The sequence below is a fragment of the uncultured Modestobacter sp. genome (genome assembly GCF_947486615.1).
Lineage (GTDB): Bacteria > Actinomycetota > Actinomycetes > Mycobacteriales > Geodermatophilaceae > Modestobacter.
This window is the reverse complement of the sequence record NZ_CANKUD010000001.1, coordinates 222,321-240,509: the sequence shown is the minus strand read 5'-3', so window position 1 is coordinate 240,509 and position 18,189 is coordinate 222,321. Positions and strand designations below refer to the sequence as shown.

General features: G+C 74.1%; 15 protein-coding genes. 10 read left to right on the top strand and 5 right to left on the bottom strand.

What is annotated here, in order from left to right:
* Positions 1 to 96: 96 nt before the first annotated feature.
* The 6 genes from Q1A09_RS01150 (at position 97) to Q1A09_RS01125 (ending at position 5,365) form a co-directional block, all read left to right on the top strand.
* Positions 97 to 798: a histidine phosphatase family protein gene (locus Q1A09_RS01150; protein ID WP_299951013.1), complete on the top strand. Its 702-nt coding sequence runs from the start codon at positions 97 to 99 to the stop codon at positions 796 to 798.
* Between the two features lie 10 nt (positions 799 to 808).
* Positions 809 to 1,360 carry a DUF3090 family protein gene (locus tag Q1A09_RS01145; RefSeq protein WP_299951010.1) on the top strand — a complete coding sequence of 184 codons (552 nt, stop codon included), beginning with the start codon at positions 809 to 811 and terminating at the stop codon, positions 1,358 to 1,360.
* A gap of 28 nt (positions 1,361 to 1,388) precedes the next feature.
* Positions 1,389 to 2,234 (top strand): SCO1664 family protein, encoded by an 846-nt coding sequence (locus Q1A09_RS01140; RefSeq protein WP_299951007.1) that lies wholly within the window; start codon positions 1,389 to 1,391, stop codon positions 2,232 to 2,234.
* A gap of 288 nt (positions 2,235 to 2,522) precedes the next feature.
* Entirely contained in the window at positions 2,523 to 2,909 is a 387-nt protein-coding gene (locus Q1A09_RS01135; RefSeq protein ID WP_299951004.1) for a VOC family protein, read from the top strand.
* A 72-nt stretch (positions 2,910 to 2,981) separates the two neighbouring features.
* Entirely contained in the window at positions 2,982 to 4,265 is a 1,284-nt protein-coding gene (gene mshC / locus Q1A09_RS01130; protein WP_299951001.1) for a cysteine--1-D-myo-inosityl 2-amino-2-deoxy-alpha-D-glucopyranoside ligase, read from the top strand.
* On the top strand, positions 4,262 to 5,365 hold the full coding sequence (locus tag Q1A09_RS01125) for an HD domain-containing protein (protein WP_299950998.1): 1,104 nt from the start codon (positions 4,262 to 4,264) through the stop codon (positions 5,363 to 5,365). The genes mshC and Q1A09_RS01125 overlap by 4 nt, the downstream gene beginning before the upstream one ends.
* Positions 5,366 to 5,404: 39 nt before the next feature.
* Here Q1A09_RS01125 and Q1A09_RS01120 read toward each other — a convergent pair whose 3' ends face one another.
* From Q1A09_RS01120 to Q1A09_RS01110, 3 genes are all read right to left on the bottom strand, one after another.
* Positions 5,405 to 7,063 carry a hypothetical protein gene (locus Q1A09_RS01120; RefSeq protein WP_299950995.1) on the bottom strand — a complete coding sequence of 553 codons (1,659 nt, stop codon included), beginning with the start codon at positions 7,061 to 7,063 and terminating at the stop codon, positions 5,405 to 5,407.
* On the bottom strand, positions 7,060 to 8,034 hold the full coding sequence (locus tag Q1A09_RS01115; RefSeq protein WP_299950992.1) for a glycosyltransferase family 2 protein: 975 nt from the start codon (positions 8,032 to 8,034) through the stop codon (positions 7,060 to 7,062). Before Q1A09_RS01115 ends, Q1A09_RS01120 begins: the two co-directional genes overlap by 4 nt.
* A 385-nt stretch (positions 8,035 to 8,419) precedes the next feature.
* Positions 8,420 to 9,217, bottom strand: coding sequence for a PAC2 family protein (locus Q1A09_RS01110; RefSeq protein ID WP_299950989.1), 798 nt, complete (start codon positions 9,215 to 9,217; stop codon positions 8,420 to 8,422).
* A gap of 238 nt (positions 9,218 to 9,455) precedes the next feature.
* Here Q1A09_RS01110 and metH point away from each other — a divergent pair, with 238 nt between their 5' ends.
* On the top strand, positions 9,456 to 13,250 hold the full coding sequence (gene metH, locus Q1A09_RS01105; protein ID WP_366139749.1) for a methionine synthase: 3,795 nt from the start codon (positions 9,456 to 9,458) through the stop codon (positions 13,248 to 13,250).
* Positions 13,251 to 13,319: 69 nt separating this feature from the next.
* On the opposite strand, the gene Q1A09_RS01100 is transcribed toward metH, so the two are convergent.
* A complete protein-coding gene (locus tag Q1A09_RS01100) occupies positions 13,320 to 14,732 on the bottom strand; it encodes a CopD family protein (RefSeq protein ID WP_299950984.1) in 1,413 nt (470 codons plus the stop codon).
* Complete coding sequence (locus tag Q1A09_RS01095) at positions 14,729 to 15,385, bottom strand: copper resistance protein CopC (protein WP_299950981.1); 657 nt, start codon at positions 15,383 to 15,385, stop codon at positions 14,729 to 14,731. Before Q1A09_RS01095 ends, Q1A09_RS01100 begins: the two co-directional genes overlap by 4 nt.
* A gap of 364 nt (positions 15,386 to 15,749) precedes the next feature.
* Here Q1A09_RS01095 and Q1A09_RS01090 point away from each other — a divergent pair, with 364 nt between their 5' ends.
* The 3 genes from Q1A09_RS01090 (at position 15,750) to Q1A09_RS01080 (ending at position 18,071) form a co-directional block, all read left to right on the top strand.
* Positions 15,750 to 16,523, top strand: a complete 774-nt coding sequence (locus tag Q1A09_RS01090; RefSeq protein ID WP_299950978.1) for a hypothetical protein — start codon at positions 15,750 to 15,752, stop codon at positions 16,521 to 16,523.
* Between the two features lie 77 nt (positions 16,524 to 16,600).
* A complete protein-coding gene (locus tag Q1A09_RS01085; RefSeq protein WP_299950976.1) occupies positions 16,601 to 17,299 on the top strand; it encodes a class F sortase in 699 nt (232 codons plus the stop codon).
* Positions 17,300 to 17,333: 34 nt separating this feature from the next.
* Positions 17,334 to 18,071 (top strand): HAD family phosphatase, encoded by a 738-nt coding sequence (locus Q1A09_RS01080; protein ID WP_299950973.1) that lies wholly within the window; start codon positions 17,334 to 17,336, stop codon positions 18,069 to 18,071.
* The last annotated feature ends 118 nt before the right edge of the window (positions 18,072 to 18,189 follow it).

The window sequence follows — 18,189 nt, the reverse complement described above, 5'->3', positions numbered from 1 at the left end:
GTCCTGGCCGCGAGCCCGGACGGGCGTCGGCGTGGGGCCATAAGCTCGCGCTCCAGCACCCGGCCCAGCCACGGGCCGATCGAGGAGGCACGCCCCATGACGACGGTCATCCTGCTCAGGCACGGCCGGACGACGGCCAACACCGCCGGCGTGCTGGCCGGCTGGACCCCCGGGGTGCAGCTGGACGAGACCGGCCAGGGGCAGGTGCAGGCGGTGGCCCAGCGGCTGGCCGCCGTGCCGCTCGCCGCGGTGGTGAGCAGCCCGCTGGAGCGCTGCCAGCAGACCGCGGGCGTGGTGGCCGCGGACCGCGACCTGGACGTGCAGACCGACGACCGGCTCGGTGAGGCCCGCTACGGCGACTGGACCGGCCGGCCGATCAAGGAGCTGGCCAAGGAGCCGCTGTGGAAGGTCGTGCAGCAGCATCCCTCGGCTGCGGTCTTCCCCGGCGACGAGGGGGAGGGGCTCGCCCAGACCCAGGCCCGCGCGGTCGCCGCCGTCCGGGAGTGGAACGCCCGGCTCGGCCCGGACGCCGTCTGGGTGGCCTGCAGCCACGGCGACGTGATCAAGGCCGTGCTGGCCGACGCGTTCGGCATGCACCTGGACTCCTTCCAGCGGATCGTCGTCGACCCGGCGTCCATCTCGGTGGTCAGCTACACCGACACCCGGCCCTTCGTCGTCCGGGTCAACGACACCGGCGGCGATGTCGCGGCGCTCATCCCGCCGAAGAAGAAGCGCGGCCGGCGCACGGTCTCCTCCGACGCGGTCGTCGGCGGCGGCGCGGGCGCCGGCGCCGCGTAACCTGATCGCCGTGCCTCGTCAGGTCTTCCTCTTCGACCGTCCCACCCGGTTCGTCGCCGGCACGGTGGGCCAGCCCGGCGACCGCACCTTCTACCTGCAGGCCTCCGACGAGGCCGGCCGCACGATCAGCGTGGCGCTGGAGAAGACGCAGGTCCAGGTGCTGGCCGACCGGATGAGCGAGCTGCTCGACGAGGTGAGCAACCGCGCCTCCGTCGTCGTCCCGCCCGACGCCGACGTCGACGACCTCGACCCGCTCACCGCCCCGGTGGACGAGGAGTTCCGGGTCGCCGCCATGGGCCTGGCCTGGGACGGCGAGGCCGACGCCGTCGTCGTCGAGGCCGTGGCCGCCGGCGAGGAGCCGATCGAGGAGGACGTGATCCTCTCCGACAGCGACGAGGGCCCCGACGCGCTGCGGGTGACCATCACCCCGGCCGCCGCCCGCGCGTTCGTGGCCCGCGCCCGCCGGGTGATCGCCGCCGGCCGCCCGTCCTGCCCGCTGTGCTCGTTGCCCCTCGACCCGGCCGGGCACGTGTGCCCCCGGCAGAACGGCTACCGGCGCTGATCGCCGGGCCGCCACGATGACCGCCCCCGTGAGCCCGGGCGACGAACCGGCCGAGGACGTCGACGAGCTCGAACTCGAGTACGACCACGACCCCGAGGACGAGGACGACGACGTCCGCACCCTGGACCTCACCGCCTTCGACCACGGGGACCGGCGCGCGCCGTCCGGGGCCGACGAGGTCGCGACCCTGCTGCGGGAGGGTGAGCTCGACCTGGAGGGTCGGCTGCTCGACGCCAGCAACGTGACCCTGATCGGGGCCATCCGCACCGACGCCCTGGCCGGCACCTGCGTCTACAAGCCGGTGGCGGGGGAGCGCCCGCTGTGGGACTTCCCCGACGGCACCCTCGCCGGCCGGGAGATCAGCGCCCACCTGGTCTCGGAGGCGACCGGCTGGTCGGTCGTGCCCCCGACGCTGCTGCGCGACGGGCCGTTCGGCACCGGCATGGTGCAGCTCTGGATGGACGCCGACCCGACGATCGACCTCACCGAGTTCGTCCGCCGGGACGACCCCGGGCTGCGGCAGATGGCCGTCTTCGACGCGGTGGTCAACAACGCCGACCGCAAGGGCGGGCACATCATCCCGATGCCCAACGGGCACGTGTACGGCGTCGACCACGGCATCTGCTTCTCCGCCGACCCCAAGCTGCGCACCCTGCTGTGGCGCTGGGCCGGCAGGCCGCTGCTGCTGGAGCACCTCGCCGTCCTGGAACGGCTGGACGAGCAGCTGCGCGGCGAACTGGGGGAGCAGCTACACGAGCACCTCACCCGCCGCGAGGTCCGGCGCACCCAGCAACGGGTCACCGAACTGCTCCGCACCAAGCTGCACCCGCAGCCCAGCGGCGACTGGCCCGCGCTGCCGTGGCCGCCGTTCTGAGCACATCGTCGTCCCGACGGACGACACCGCGGCCAGGAGCCGTCCCGGCGACCGCTGAGCCGTTGGCGCCGGTCGGTCGCGGGAGCCTCCGGCCCCCCACTCCTCCCGGCGAGCCGCTGACGCGGCGCCCCCCGGTCCGACCCGACGTCGGCTCACCCGTGCGGTGTCCGGAAGTGGTGTCCGGCCGGCACTGAGCCGTTGGCGCCGCTCGAGCGGCGATCTTGATCTGACCGGACGTCGGCTCACCAGGCGGCTGACTTCTGGGGCGTGGGGTGTCAGGGTGACCGGGTGCCGCACCGGAGCCGACTGGCCATCCTGCTCATCGACCTGCCGCCGCATCTCCACGACCGGGGGCAGCAGTTCTGGTCCGGGGCGACCGGGCACCCGGTCGAGCCCGACGGGATCGACGACCACTGGTCCTCGCTGGGCTCGTTCGCCGACGGGTTCCACCTGGAGGTGCAGCGCACCGGAGAGGGCACGCCGCCCCGCTGGCACGTCGACATCGAGACCGACGACGTGCACGCCGAGGTGACCCGGCTGGAGGCGCTGGGAGCGGTGCGGATGGCGGACATGGGCGGCTTCTGGCAGATGAAGGACCCGGCGGGCCTGCTGTTCTGCGTGGTCGGCATCCAGACCGGCGAGGAGTTCGAGCGGCACGCCACCACCTGGCCCTGAGCACCCGGGTGCCGAGCCCGGTCGCACCGGGTGGCGTGCCGGACCGTCGGTGGCCGGATCTAGGCTCGCTCCGTGCTCTCCTGGCCCGCTCCACTGCTCCCGACCCTGCCCGGGTCCGGCCCCGCCCTGCGGCTGTACGACACCGCCCGCGGCGAGGTCGTCCAGACGCAGCCGGGCCGCATCGCCCGGATGTACGTCTGTGGCATCACCCCCTACGACGCGACCCACCTCGGGCACGCCGCCACCTACCTCGCCTTCGACCTGGTCAACCGGGTCTGGCGGGACGCACGGCACGGGGTGCACTTCGTGCAGAACGTCACCGACGTCGACGACCCGCTGTTCGAGCGGGCCGACCGGGACGGCGAGGACTGGATCGTGCTCGGCATGCGCGAGACGGCGCTGTTCCGCGAGGACATGACGGCGCTGCGGGTGCTGCCGCCGGACGACTACGTGGGCGCGGTCGAGTCGATCCCGCGGATCGTCGCGCACGTGGAGTCGCTCTGGGACGCCGGCCTGGCCTATCAGCTCGACGACGGCACCGGCGACGTCTATCACGACGTCGCCCAGGCCCCCGGGTTCGGCGGTGAGTCCGGCTACGACGAGGCGACGATGCTCCGGCTGTCCGCCGAGCGTGGCGGCGACCCCGACCGGGCGGGCAAGCGCAACCGGCTCGACCCGCTGCTGTGGCGCGGCGCGCGGGAGGGGGAGCCGTCCTGGCCCGGCCCGCGCGGCATCGCCGGCCGCCCGGGCTGGCACATCGAGTGCGCCGCGATCGCCCTGGACACCATCGGCATGGGCTTCGACGTCCAGGGCGGTGGCAGCGACCTGGTCTTCCCGCACCACGAGTACTCCGCGGTGCACGCCGAGGCGCTGACCGGCGCCAAGCCCTTCGCCCAGGCCTACGTGCACGCGGCGATGATCGGCCTGGACGGCGAGAAGATGAGCAAGAGCCGGGGCAACCTGGTGTTCGTCTCCCGGCTCCGCGGTGACGGGGTCGACCCGATGGCGATCCGGCTGGCCCTGCTGTCGGGCCACTACCGCACCGACCGGGCCTGGACGCCGGACCTGCTCGACCGGGCCCTGCGCCGGCTCGACACGTGGCGGCGCGCCGCAGCCCTGCCGCTGGGCGCCCCGGCCGGCCCGGTGCTGTCCGCCGTCCGCGAGCGCCTCGCCGACGACCTGGACACCCCCGGCGCCCTGGCCGCCGTCGACGCCTGGGCCGCGGCCAGCCTCGCGGAGGCGGCATCAGGTGGGGGCGTGCCGGCCGCGCAGGCCGGCGACGACTGGGACGAGCAGTCGCCCACCGTCGTCGCCGACCTCGTCGACGCGCTGCTCGGCATCGCGCTCACGCCGTGACCGGGGGCGGGACGGGCTCCGATCGGCCGGCGTACCCGCCTGCCTTCTCCCGGATCGACCGGCAGGCACGGGAGGACGCCGAGGCGCAACTGGCGCCGGCCGCGGCCCGGTCGGCGCAGTCCCGGGGCCGGGCCCGCCCGGAGCCCGAGGACGAGCTGCGCACCTGCTGGGAGCTCGACCGCGACCGGATCCTGCACGCCAAGGCCTTCCGCCGGCTCAAGCACAAGACTCAGGTCTTCCTGCACCCCGACGGCGACCACTTCGTCACCCGGCTCACCCACACCCTGCAGGTCACCCAGGTGGCCCGCTCCCTGGCCCGCGCGCTGGGCCTGCACGAGACGCTGGCCGAGTCGATCGCGCTGGCCCACGACGTCGGGCACTCGCCCTTCGGGCACATCGGCGAGGACGCGCTCGAGCCCTACGTCGAGGGCGGCTGGCACCACGCCGCCCAGGGCGTGCGCATCGTCGAGGTGCTGGAGGACCTCAACCTCACCTGGGAGGTGCGGGACGGCGTCCGGGCGCACAGCTGGAAGATCGACCCGCCGCCGGCGACCCGCGAGGCCGAGTGCGTGCGGTTCGCCGACCGGATCGGCTACCTGTCCCACGACGCGCTGGACGCCGTCCGGGCCGGGGTGCTGCGCGCGGGTGACCTGCCGGCCCGGACGCTCGCCACCTTCGGGCCGCCCGGCGGGGCGATGGTCGGCGCGATGATCGAGGCGGTCGTCGACGGCAGCTTCCACCCGGCACTGGACGACGCCCGGCACGCGGGTCGCGGTGGGCCGCCGGCTCCGGCGGTGCGGATGGCGCCGGACGCGCTGGAGGCGATGCACGAGCTGCGGGCCTTCATGTTCGAGCGGGTCTACGGCTCGGAGGTCGCCGCCGGGCAGAAGCACGTGGCGATCGACGTCATCCGCCGGCTGGTCGACCACCACCTGGCCCACCCCGGGCTGATCCCGGCCAGCTACCGGGACACCGAGGCCGACGTGCTCACCCAGGTCGTCGACTACGTCACCGGCATGACCGACCGGTTCGCCCTGGCCACCCACGACCGGCTCTTCGACGACACCGCCACCGTGCGGATGCGCCCGCTGCTGGCCTGAGCCCGCTGGGCGGACCGGTCCGGCGTCGCGACCTGCCGGTCAGGGCCGGCGGTGGTCTGCTGCCGGAACGGCCGTGACGTCGGTCCGTTCCCCGGCCAGCACCTCCGACGCGATCCGGTGGGCGTTCGCCATGACCGTCATGGTGAAGGTGGACGACGCGATCGTGGGCAGGACCGAGCCGTCGATGAGGTGCACCCGGTCCCAGGCCGGGAGCCTGCCCCACCGGTCCGTCCCGGGTGTGGTGCCGCCGGCGCCGGCCGGCACATGCGGGAACGACCCGCCGAAGTGGTAGCTCTTGGCCGCGCCGCTGAGCTCGACGTGCGAAAGGACGGGCCAGAGGTCGAGCCGTGGAGCGGCCCGGACCAGCCGACGGAGGGCGTCCCGCAGCATCGGCGGTCGGGTCCGGTCCTCGCACCGTTCCAGCGTCACTTCCGGCAGACCTCCCGTGGCGGCCGGGCGGACGTGCACGCGGACCTTCGGCGACGCCCAGGACGGCAGGTACCCGAAACCCACGGTGAGCCGGTCGAGCACGTGGTCCCCGAGCCATCGGCCGGCTCCGGAGCCGAGCACCCTCGGCAACGCCTCGGCGATGGCCGGGTTGTGCGGGTAGCAGTGGACCTGGGAGGTGTCCAGGCCCCGGTCGTCGAAGGTGATCAGCAGGTTGAACTGGTTGAGGGTGAAGTCCCGGACGTGCGGCCCGCGCGGGTCGGCGACGCCACGGCGGGAGAGGAAGGGCACGAGGTACTGACGCGACTCCAGCAACTCGACGGCCGGCGACGGCCCCGGCAGAGAGCCCAGCACCAGCCGGGTGGTGCCGACCGCGCCGGCCCCGACGAAGAGCCGATCGGCACGGAACTCGCGGAGCACGCCGGTGGACAGCTCCCGCGCACGCACCACCACCTCGTCGCCGTCCTGCCCGATCCGCTCCGCGAGCAGACCGCCGAGGTACCGGACGTTGGGCAGGCGGCGGAGCCCGTCCATCGTCTGGGCCGCGCTGTAGATGAGCGAGTAGGGGCAGCCGGTCATGCACAGCCCGCAGCGGATGCAGCCATCGGCCCGGAGTGCGAGTCGGGCGCGCCCCACGACCACGCCGGACCGGCGGAGCGCCGCCCGGTGGCGCGCGGACCGGGCGAGCACGTCCTGGGCCCGGGGCCCCAGCGGCGGCAACCCGCTGCGTGGCTCGAGGAGGGGGAACGTCTCGGCCAGGTCGTCGGTTTCACCGGCCAGCGGCACCTCCGCCAGCACCGCGCGGTAGTGCGGCTCGATGTCCCGCCAGCTCACCGGCCAGGCCTCGAAGGTCGCCGGGGAGAACGGCATCAGCTGAGCGCCCCAGACGGTGGTGAAGCCCCCGTAGGCGGAGGAGATGACGTCCCGGTTCACCTCGTCACCCGACGTCTGCACCCCACGGAGCTGGCCGAGGTCCCGGAAGGGGTAGTCGGAGCCGTAACTGCGCTTCTGGGGCACGCTGCCCGACCCGGTGGTCGTGGCGCGCGCGCTGACCAGGTCCAGGTCCGGGTCCTGCCACTGGTCGGGCGGCAGCATGGACATCCGCGTGCGCGCGTCGCTCCGTTCGTCCTCCAGGCTGCCGCCCACGTCCAGCACGGTGACCCGGTGGCCCGGCCGGGCAGCCAGCACCGAGATGGCCGTGGCGGACGAGGCGCCGGAGCCGATGACGAGGTGGTGGACGCTCGAGGTCACCTCGCCGCGAGCCCCACGGTCAGGGACTCCGGCAGCCGACCCGTCCGCAGGTCCAGCCTGCCCCGCAGGTGCCCGACCCCGGCCGTCGCCAGGCCGGCCACGATGGTGGCGGCCTGCCGCACGGACGCGAGGTCCCCGGTGACCCCCCGACGCAGCCTCCGAGCGACCGTGCCGGCCATCCGGCCGGCGAACTCCAGCTCCGCCCGGATGTTGCCCGCGGCCCCCATGTCGTCGAACGCCCGGACCTTGCCCCGGTTGATCGTGTAGCACCGGCGCCAGAAGTACGACCAGGTCAACCGCTCCGGGTGCACGTGGTGGTAGACGACGGCCTCGGGCTCGTACACCACCGCCGCCACGCCGTGAGCCGCGGCGATGCGGTGCGACAGGTCCATGTCGTCGTGCTTGTCGGAGTGGAACCCCCCGACCGCACGCAGGGCCGCACTGCGGGCGGACATGTTCGCGCCGATCAGGTGGCGGGTCGGCTGCCGGACGTCGGGGAGCCCGGCGTAGTGACAGCCGAAGACCCAGTCGAACTCGTGCGGGAACCAGTCGGGCCGGGCGACCACGTGCCGGGGGAGGGGAGCCCCGCCGACCGCCACGGCGCGGGGGTCCTCGGCGTAGACCCGCAGCAGGGTCTCCAGCCAGGTGGGGTCTGCCTCGGCATCGTCGTCGAGGAAGGCGACGACGCCGGAGGTCACCCGCTCGACGGCGGTGTTGCGGGCCGAGCCCAGCCGTCCGGGGTAGCGGTTCGCGAAGACCTGGACCGGCGGTTGCCGACCGTCGTCCGCCCACTCGCGCACACAGCGTTCGTGCAGTTCCGGATTGTGGTCCACGCACAGCAGGACCGACCGCGGGGCGACCGTCTGACTCCGTAGCGAGGCGACCGCCCGGACGAGGAGGTCCCAGCGCTGATCGGTGTAGGTGCAGACCACCACGTCGGCGGTCGGGAGCTCATCGGCGGTGCCGGCCATGGGCGTTCCTCTCGCTCTGGCGTCCATGGCCGCTGACGGCCGGGGACCGCGATGAGGGCAGAAGCTAGCAGCGTCCACGGCGCCACAGCACCGCTCTCCGCACGCCGACCTGAGACACGGGTGGACCGGTGCAGAGGAGCGCGTGCCGGCGCGTCGGGGGGCCGGCCGTCAGCCCGTCCGACGACGAGGCCGCGGCCAGGCCGAGGGCCGGCGAGCGCGTCCGCGCCGGCGCCGTGGCGGAACCCTTTCCCGGCGCAGGAGCCTCGCGGCGGGCCCCTGCGACGGGGCCGAGGTCAGCCGGCGCCGCCGCGGCGGCGCAGTGGAAGGACCCCGTCGCCCCCCGCCACTCGCAGGCTCGCGGCGGGCCCCTGCGACGGGGCCGAGGTCAGCCGGCGCCGCCGCGGCGGCGCAGATACCTCTCGAACTCGCGGGCGAACTCGACGACCTCGTCGTCCTCCTGGGCCATCTCGTCGACGGTCTTCACCCACTCCTCGGCCTGCTGGGGGAGGGTGCCCAGCGGCACGGCCATCTCCAGCACCTCCTCGACCCGCTGGAGCAGCGCGACGGTGGCCCGGGGGGAGGGCGGCTGGGAGACGTAGTGCGGCACGGCCGCCCAGAAGCTCACCGTCGGCAGACCGGACTGCAGGCAGGCGTCGGCGAAGACGCCGAGGATGCCGGTGGGGCCCTCGTACCGGGAGGTCTCCAGCCCCCACTGGGTGGCCGACTCCTCGTCGTAGGCCGACCCGGTGACCGGCGTGGGGCGGGTGTGCGGGGTGTCGGCGAGCAGCGCGCCAAGCGCGACGACGGTGGTGGCGCCCAGCTCCTGGATGAGCTCGATCAGCTCGTCGCAGAAGCTGCGCCAGCGCATGTTCGGCTCGATGCCGCGGATGAGCACCACGTGCCGGTCGCTGCCGGGGGGCTTGGCCACCGAGAGGCGGGTGGTGGGCCACTCGATGCGGCGGCTGACCCCGTCGATGAGGGAGACGGTGGGGCGGTTGACCTGGAAGTCGTAGTAGTCCTCGGGGTCCAGCGCGGCCAGCGGGGTCGCGTCCCAGCTGAGCTCCAGGTGCTCGACGGCCCCGGTCGCTGCGTCCCCGGCGTCGTTCCACCCCTCGAACGCGACCACGACCACGGGGTCGTCCAGCTCGGGCAGGTCGTCTGCGGTGGACTTCGGATCGATCACCCTTCGAGCCTACGTCGATCTCGCCGACCACCCCGGGTGCCGCCGGGGCCGGTGGGGTCCTCGGGGCGGGCGCGCGCCCGGCTCCGCCGTCCCGGGCGCGGGAAGTGAGACCATGGACGTGCTGTTCGAGGACGACGAGGCGCCGCGCTGCCCGTCGGAGTTGCCAGGGCCCTGGCGCCGGACGCCTCCGTGACCGTGATCGATCGATCCCGAGGACCGCCCTGTGCCCGAGAACCCCGTGCCCGTGAACCCGCTGCTGCGGCCGGACGCCACCGCCGAGCTCACCGCCCTGCTCCGCGAGCGGATCCTCGTGCTGGACGGCGCCATGGGCACGGCGATCCAGCGGGACCGCCCGGACGAGGCGGGCTACCGGGGCGAGCGGTTCGCCGACTGGCCGACCGACGTCCAGGGCAACAACGACCTGCTCAGCCTCACCGCCCCGGAGATCATCGGCGGCATCCACCGCGAGTACCTCGAGGCCGGCGCCGACCTGATCGAGACCAACACCTTCAACGCCACCCGCATCTCGCTGCTCGACTACGGGATGCAGGAGCTGGCCTACGAGCTGAACGTCGCCTCCGCCCGGCTGGCCCGCGCCGCCTGTGACGCGGTCAGCACCCCGGAGAAGCCGCGGTACGTCGTCGGCGCCCTCGGCCCGACCAGCCGGACGGCGTCCATCTCGCCCGACGTCAACGACCCCGGCGCCCGCAACGTCAGCTTCGACGAGCTGGTCGAGGCCTACCTGGAGCAGGCCAACGGGCTGGTCGACGGCGGCGCGGACGCGCTGCTGATCGAGACGATCTTCGACACCCTGAACGCCAAGGCGGCCATCTACGCGTGCGAGACGCTGTTCGAGGAGCGTGGCCGCCGCTGGCCGGTGATGATCTCCGGCACCATCACCGACGCCTCCGGCCGCACGCTCTCCGGGCAGGTGACCGAGGCCTTCTGGCACTCGGTGCGGCACGTCAAGCCGCTGCTGGTCGGGTTGAACTGCGCCCTGGGCGCCAAGGAGATGCGGCCCTACATCGCCGAGATCTCCCGGATCGCGGACACGTTCGTCTCCTGCTACCCGAATGCCGGGCTGCCCAACGCCTTCGGTGAGTACGACGAGTCGCCGGAGGAGACCGCGGCGATCGTCGCCGAGTTCGCCGAGAGCGGCTTCGTGAACCTGGTCGGCGGCTGCTGCGGCACCACCCCGGCGCACATCGGCGCGATCGCCCGCTCGGTCGCCGGCACCGCGCCGCGCACCCCGGTCGAGACGGCGCCGGCGCTGCGGCTGTCCGGGCTGGAGCCGCTGACCGTCACCGAGGAGAGCCTGTTCGTCAACGTCGGCGAGCGGACGAACATCACCGGCTCGGCCCGCTTCCGCAACCTGATCAAGGCCGGCGACTACCCGGCGGCCCTGGCCGTGGCCCGCCAGCAGGTCGAGGCCGGCGCGCAGGTCATCGACGTGAACATGGACGAGGGCATGATCGACGGGGTCGCGGCGATGGACCGCTTCCTCAAGCTGGTCGCCACCGAGCCGGACATCTGCCGGGTGCCCACGATGATCGACTCCTCCAAGTGGGAGGTCATCGAGGCCGGGCTCAAGTGCGTGCAGGGCAAGGCGATCGTCAACTCCATCTCGCTGAAGAACGGCGAGGAGGAGTTCGTCCAGCAGGCGAGGCTGTGCCGCAAGCACGGCGCGGCGGTGGTGGTCATGGCCTTCGACGAGGACGGCCAGGCCGACAACCTGCAGCGTCGCCAGGAGATCTGCCGGCGGGCCTACGACGTGCTGACCGAGCAGGTCGGCTTCCCGGCCGAGGACATCATCTTCGACCCGAACGTCTTCGCCGTGGCCACCGGCATCGAGGAGCACGCCACCTATGGCGTCGACTTCATCGAGGCGACCCGCTGGATCAAGCAGAACCTGCCCGGCGCGCTGGTCTCCGGCGGCGTCTCCAACGTCTCCTTCTCCTTCCGCGGCAACAACCCGGTCCGCGAGGCGATCCACGCCGTCTTCCTGTTCCACGCCATCGCCGCGGGGATGGACATGGGCATCGTCAACGCCGGGGCGCTGGAGGTCTACGACGAGGTCCCCGAGCTGCTGCGCGAGCGGATCGAGGACGTCGTCCTGAACCGCCGGCCGGACTCCACCGAGCGGCTGCTGGAGATCGCCGCGGACTTCGCCGGCGACGGCGCGGCCAAGGAGGTCGCCAGCGAGGAGTGGCGCGCGCTGCCCGTGGGGGAGCGGATCACCCACGCGCTGGTGAAGGGGATCGACGAGTTCGTCGAGGCCGACACCGAGGAGCTGCGGCAGGAGATCAGCGCCCGCGGCGGCCGGCCCATCGAGGTCATCGAGGGCCCGCTGATGGACGGCATGAACGTCGTCGGCGACCTGTTCGGGCAGGGGAAGATGTTCCTCCCGCAGGTGGTGAAGAGCGCGCGGGTGATGAAGAAGGCCGTCGCCCACCTCATCCCGTACATCGAGGCGGAGAAGCAGCCCGGGGACGCCGAGCGGAGCAACGGCAAGGTCGTCATGGCCACCGTGAAGGGCGACGTGCACGACATCGGCAAGAACATCGTCGGCGTCGTCCTGCAGTGCAACAACTACGACGTGGTCGACCTGGGCGTGATGGTCCCCGCGCAGAAGATCCTGGACGCCGCCAAGGCCGAGGGCGCCGACGTCATCGGGCTGTCCGGGCTGATCACCCCGTCGCTGGACGAGATGGTCAACCTGGCCACCGAGATGGAGCGGCAGGGCTTCACCATCCCCCTGCTGATCGGAGGCGCGACCACCTCGCGGGCGCACACCGCGGTGAAGGTCGCGCAGAAGTACTCCGGGCCGGTGATCTGGGTGAAGGACGCCTCCCGGTCGGTGCCAGTGGTCGCCGCGCTGCTGTCGGACGAGCAGCGGCCGGCCCTGCTGGCCGAGACCGACGCCGAGTACGCCGCGCTGCGCGAGCGGCACGCGGCCCGCACCGACACCCGGGCGCTGCTGCCGCTGGCCACCGCGCGGGCGAACGCCACCCCGGTCGACTGGACCGGCTACACCCCGCCGCGGCCGCGGATGCTGCTCCAGCAGACCCGCGACGTCTGCGCCGGACCGGTCTGCGACCACCCGCAGGGCCACGCCACCCAGTTCGTGCGCACCTTTACCGACTACCCGCTGGCCGAGCTGCGCGACTACATCGACTGGCAGCCGTTCTTCAACGCCTGGGAGATGCGCGGGCGGTTCCCCGACATCCTGCACAACCCGGCCAGCGGCGAGGCCGCCCGCCGGCTCTACGACGACGCCCAGGCGATGCTGGACAAGGTCATCGAGGAGCGCTGGCTGCAGGCGAACGGCGTCCTCGGGCTGTTCCCTGCCGCCCGGGTGGACGGCGAGGACATCGCGGTCTACACCGACGAGTCGCGTACCTCGGTCCGGGCGACGCTGCACCAGCTGCGGCAGCAGACCGAGGGGCGGGACGGCTCGCCGCGCAAGTCACTGGCCGACTTCGTCGCACCGGCGGAGACCGGGCTGCGCGACCACGTCGGCGCCTTCGCCGTCACCGCGGGCCTCGGTTCGGCCGAGCGGGTCGCCCAGTTCAAGAAGGAGAACGACGACTACAACGCCATCCTGCTGGAGTCGCTGGCCGACCGGCTGGCCGAGGCGTTCGCCGAGCGGCTGCACGAGCGGGTGCGCACCGAGCTCTGGGGCTACGCCCCCGACGAGCAGCTGGACGCCGACGGGCTGATCGCCGAGAAGTACCGGGGCATCCGGCCGGCGCCCGGCTACCCGGCCTGCCCGGAGCACACCGAGAAGCAGACGATCTGGGAGCTGCTCGACGTGCAGGCGAACACCGGCATCGAGCTGACCGAGTCGATGGCGATGTGGCCGGGTGCGGCGGTGAGCGGGCTGTACTTCTCCCACCCGCAGTCGCAGTACTTCGTGCTGGGCCGGGTCGGCCGCGACCAGGTCGAGGACTACGCCCGGCGCAAGGGCTGGACGGTCGCCGAGGCCGAGAAGTGGCTCTCACCCAACCTGGGCTACCGCACCGAGGACGAGTGAAGGACCCCCGTCCCCCTCACCCTTCGCAAGCTCAGGGCGAGCCTCTGGACGGGGGCCGAAGGGCCGGGGTCACTCGACGACGAGGACGTCGGTGTAGGTGGCGGAGTGACGGCTGGTGAAGTCGTACTCGCCGGGCTGGTCCGGGGCCAGGAAGGTCAGCAGCGTGTGGCCTGGGACCTCGACATCGAACGACCCGTCGTCCGCCGTGATCGTGACCCGCTGATCGGTGCCGTTGAACACCGTGACCCGCTGGCCGGCCGTGACCGGGCCGGTGACGTGAAAGCGGCTGTCGTCGATCAGCACGCCGACCGACAGCTCGCCGTGGTCGTGCCCGGCCATCGGGTCCACGGCCGCCTGATCGTCGGCCGCCGGGTTCCCGGCTGCCGGGCCTGAGCCGGCCGCGGCCGCGGGGGACGTCGTCGCGCCCGCCGCGGCGGGCGGGGGAGGGGACGCCGCCAGCGCGACCGCCAGTGCCACGGTCGCCAGCAGCACGGCCACCTCGACCGCGGCCAGCCGCCGGAAGGCACCGGGCCGGCCGGCGCGCAGTGCGGGCAGGGTGCGCTGCCGGTGCCGCCAGCCCAGCACGCCGGCCAGCGTGAGCCCGAGCGTCTTGGCCAGCAGCAGCGCGCCGTAGCCGCTGCCCAGCGCGGCGACCACCGCACCGGCCCCGCCGAGGACGAGACCGGCGGCCAGCACGCCGGAGACCGCCGTGGCCGCCCAGCAGACCAGCGCCAGGACACTGAACCGCTCGGCGGCCGCGACCGGGCCACGACCCCACCACAGCAGGGCACCGAGACCGCCCACCCACAGGCTCGCGGCGACCACGTGCACCGCGAGGGTGGTCACGGCGAGCAGGTGGTCCTCGGCCGCCGATGAGTGCCCGCTCAGCACGACGGGGACGACCAGCGCGGCCAGGGCGACCACCAGCAGCAGGCGCGCGCCGGTGGTGCCGCCACTGCGCCGGGCCGCCAGTGCGACCACGCCACTGAGGGCCACGACCAGCAGCGCCGCCCGGCCGGCGCCGGTGTCGACGAAGAAGACCCGGACCGAGGAGGAGTCCAGTGCCGTCGGAGGCACGCCGACCAGCCGGCTCACGGTCAGCAGGCCGCCGAGGGCCGTCGCCAGTGCCCAGACCAGTGCCCAGCCCGAGGCTGCGCGCAGCGCCCGCCGGGCCGGCGCGGACAGCGGGCCACCGGGGAGCAGCACGGCGGCGACCAGCAGCGCACCGACCGTGCCCACCGCGGCGAGCCGGCCGACGAGGGTGACCACCGGCGCGCCCACCTCGACGAGCTGCCCGGCCTGCTGCAGGCCCGCGGCCCCGTCGGCTCCGGCAGCGCCACCGACCACCAGCGCGCCGACCAGGACGGCGAGCAGGCCCACGGCGCCCGCCCCGGCCACGGTCAGGGACGCCGGCCGTCTCGGGCCCGGCGTACCGGCCGGCGCCGCCTGCTCGGTGGGCGCTGGCGCGACCGCGCTGCTCACGACCGACGCCGGCTGCGGACGAGCACCGCCACCGCGCCGACCAGCACGGCGCCGGCCGCGATCAGCCAGCCCACGGCCGGCCCGTTCCCGGTGGCCCGGCCGGCCTCGGCCAGCGCCGGATCGCCGTCCAGCTCCGTGCCCGGGTTCGTGCCCGTGCTGCCGTCGGCGGCGGGGGCTGTGGTGCCCTCGGCGGACGCTGCGGCCGAGGTCGCCGGTGCCGGAGCGGTCGCGACGGTGAAGGCGAAGCTGCCGGTCAGGGCATGCCCGTCGGAGGAGGTGCTCCGCCACTCGACGGTGTAGTCGCCCGCGGGCACCCCGTCGGCCAGCGGCTGGACCACCGACCTGCCGCTGATCTCCGCCGCGCCGTCGGACACCGACCCGCCGTCCGGGCCGGTCACCACCACCTGGGTGCCCAGCGGCAGCGGTTCCCCGGTGAACTCGAGCTCGACGACGGTGGGGGAGGAGGTCACCGCCGCCCCCGACCCCGGGGATGTGCGGACCAGCCCGTCGTGGGCGCGGGCCGGACCCACACCGGCCGCCAGCACGAGGACGGCCAGGATGAGCACGGTCAGCAGGGCCGGCAGACCCGCCGTCCGCCGTCGCGGGGCGGGGGTGACCCGGAGGACCGGCGACGGGGCTCGGAGCGCAGTCATGCCCGTTGTTCGTCAGTGAGGGCCGATCCGGTTGGGCCGACGCATGCAGCGGCGTCCCGGTCGGTCCGCGCGGCGGCCGTCCACCGGCCACACAGCCAGGGGCTCCCACCGGCTGCACAGCCGGGGGACAGAAAAAAATCCGGGACCGGGTGAACCGCTCCGGTCCCCGCGCCCGAACCACGTGCGATCGGCGCGGCAGCGGGGACCACCCAGCTGCCGACCTGCAGCCGGTCGTGGTCTTCACGGACCTGATCGAGGGCGGGCGCACCGACGCGTCCGCCGGCACGACGGGCGAGTGGTTCCCAACCGCCGTCCTGCGGCCACCTCCCCGGAGGCGACCGCATCCCGACAACGAGGAGCATCCATGCGCAAGGCACTCGCACTCCCGGCCGTCGCCGCAGCCGCGGCCTTCCCGCTGCTGACCATGACCGCCGCGTCGGCGCACGAGGGCACGCACAGCTACCAGGCCGACCTCGGCGCGGTGAACCAGTCCGGCGTCTCCGGCACCGGCATGGTCACGCTGGACGGCAACACGGCCACCGTCATGATCGAGGCCTCCGGGCTGCTCGCCGGCTCGCCGCACGCCCAGCACTTCCACATCGGCGCCGAGGGCACCTGCCCGGCCAACGACCTGTCCGACGACGCCGACGGTGACGGCTTCGTCAGCGTCACCGAGGCCGCGAAGTACTACGGGGCCATCGGTACGTCGCTGACCACCACCGGCGACACCGGCCCCGACAGCGGCCTGGCCATCGACCGGTTCCCGACCGCCGAGGGCGGCTCGATCAGCTACGAGCGCACCTTCGAGGTCACCGACGACGTCCACGCGGCGTTCGAGGCCGGCACCGCTGTGCTGGTCGTGCACGGCATCGACAAGGACGGCTCGGGCGCCTACGACGGCGACGTCATGAGCGACCTCGACCCGTCGCTGCCGATGGAGGCCACCGCCCCGGCCGCCTGCGGCTCGCTGGACGTCGCGCAGATGGGTGCCGCCCCCGCCGGTGGCGCCGAGACCGGTGCCGGCAGCACCGCCGGCACGGAGAACACCGCGGCCATGGGCGTGGGTGCCCTCGCCGCCGTCGGTGCCGCCGCCGCCGGTGCGGTCGCCTACCGCCGTCGTCAGGCCGACCAGGCCTGATCCGGCTCCGTGCCGCGCGGGGAGGGCGACCTCCCCGCGCGGCACGGCCCCTCACCCGATCATCCGGAAGGAACCCCGTGACCGAGCCCCGCGGCCGCCGGCCGAGCACCCGCACGTGGACGGCGCTGGCCGTCGCCCTCGCGATCGTGGCCCTCGTCGCCGTGGTGGTGGCGGTGACCGGTCAGCAGGAGGCGCCGCGGCCGGCACCCAGCGCCGACCGCGCGGAGAGCTCGGCACCACCCAGCACGGTCGCACCGCCCGCACCGTCCTCCGCGGCACCCTCGGCGGCCGCCGAGACGGTTGCCCAGCCGGTCGCCGCCCCGGTGGCGGTCAGCATCCCTGCCATCGACGTCAGCAGCGACCTGCTGCGCCTGGGCCTCAACGACGACGGCACCGTCGAGGTGCCGCCGCTGGGCCCGGACGACCAGGCCGGCTGGTACGAGCGCGGCCCGGCACCCGGGGCGATCGGGCCGGCGGTGCTGCTCGGCCACGTCGACTCCGCCGAGCACGGCCCCGGGGTGTTCTTCGACCTCGGTGGCCTGCAGCCCGGGGACGAGGTGCGCGTCGACCGCGAGGACGGCACCACCGCGGTGTTCGCCGTCGACCGGGTGGAGACCCACCCCAAGGACGACTTCCCGACCATCGCCGCCTACGGCGACACCCCGGACGCGCAGCTTCGGCTGATCACCTGCGGTGGCGACTTCGACTCGTCGGTGCGCAGCTACGAGGACAACGTGATCGCCTTCGCGACCCTCGTGCGCACCGAGCCGGCCTGATCGGCCACGCCGGCCGGCTCCCTAGACTGCCCGGGTGTCGGCGACCCCGGTGAGCAGCGCGCCCCGCTCGTTCCAGTCACTGCAGGCAGTGCTGTTCGACATGGACGGCACGCTGGTGGAGACCGAGGAGCTGTGGGGCGAGGCGATGGACGAGCTCGCCGCCCGGCTCGGCGGCAGGTTCTCCGACGCCGGCCGGCAGCAGACCGTCGGCGCCTCCATGCGGGTGGCGATGCAGGTGCTCTACGCCGACCTCGGCCTCACCCGCGACGACGAGCAGCTGCGCACGGACGCGCAGTGGGTCGAGGAGCGGACCGCCGCGCTGATGACCAGCCGCGGGATGCCCTGGCGGCCCGGCGCCCGTGAACTGCTGCTCTCCGTCGGCGCGGCCGGCCTGGCCACCGCGCTGGTGACCACGACGCCCCGCCGGATCGCCGCCCTGGTGATCGACTCGATCACCACCGACCTGGGCCGGACGCCGTTCGACGTGACCGTCTGCGGGGACGAGGTGCCGGCCCGCAAGCCCGACCCGGCGCCCTACCTGCAGGCGATGTCGGCGCTGGGCGTCGAGCCGGGCGCGTGCGTCGTGATCGAGGACTCCCAGGTGGGCGTGGTGGCAGGTCTGGCTGCCGGGGCAGCGGTGCTCGGCGTCCCGTCGCTACAGCCGCTGCAAGCCGGCGGGTCGCTCACCCTCCGGGAGTCCCTGGCCGGGCTCGGCGTCGCGGACCTCGTCGCCCTGGTCGACGTCCGGGCCGGGGTCTCGCCACCGGCCTGACCAGCGATCCTGCCGGCTCACTACAGCGACTGGCGTTCCGCTGTCGGGGAGCCCGGCGCCCGCTCGGCGTGCCGGGTGGGCCGCAGATCGGCCGGGAAGTCGATCGACCCGGCGCCCA

Excerpts from the sequence above, each read along its gene's own strand:
- Q1A09_RS01115 (WP_299950992.1), bottom strand. The coding sequence starts at position 8,034 with ATGGCCGGCACCGCCGATGAGCTCCCGACCGCCGACGTGGTGGTCTGC.
- Q1A09_RS01090 (WP_299950978.1), top strand. The coding sequence starts at position 15,750 with ATGCGCAAGGCACTCGCACTCCCGGCCGTCGCCGCAGCCGCGGCCTTC.
- Q1A09_RS01095 (WP_299950981.1), bottom strand. The coding sequence starts at position 15,385 with ATGACTGCGCTCCGAGCCCCGTCGCCGGTCCTCCGGGTCACCCCCGCC.
- Q1A09_RS01150 (WP_299951013.1), top strand. The coding sequence starts at position 97 with ATGACGACGGTCATCCTGCTCAGGCACGGCCGGACGACGGCCAACACC.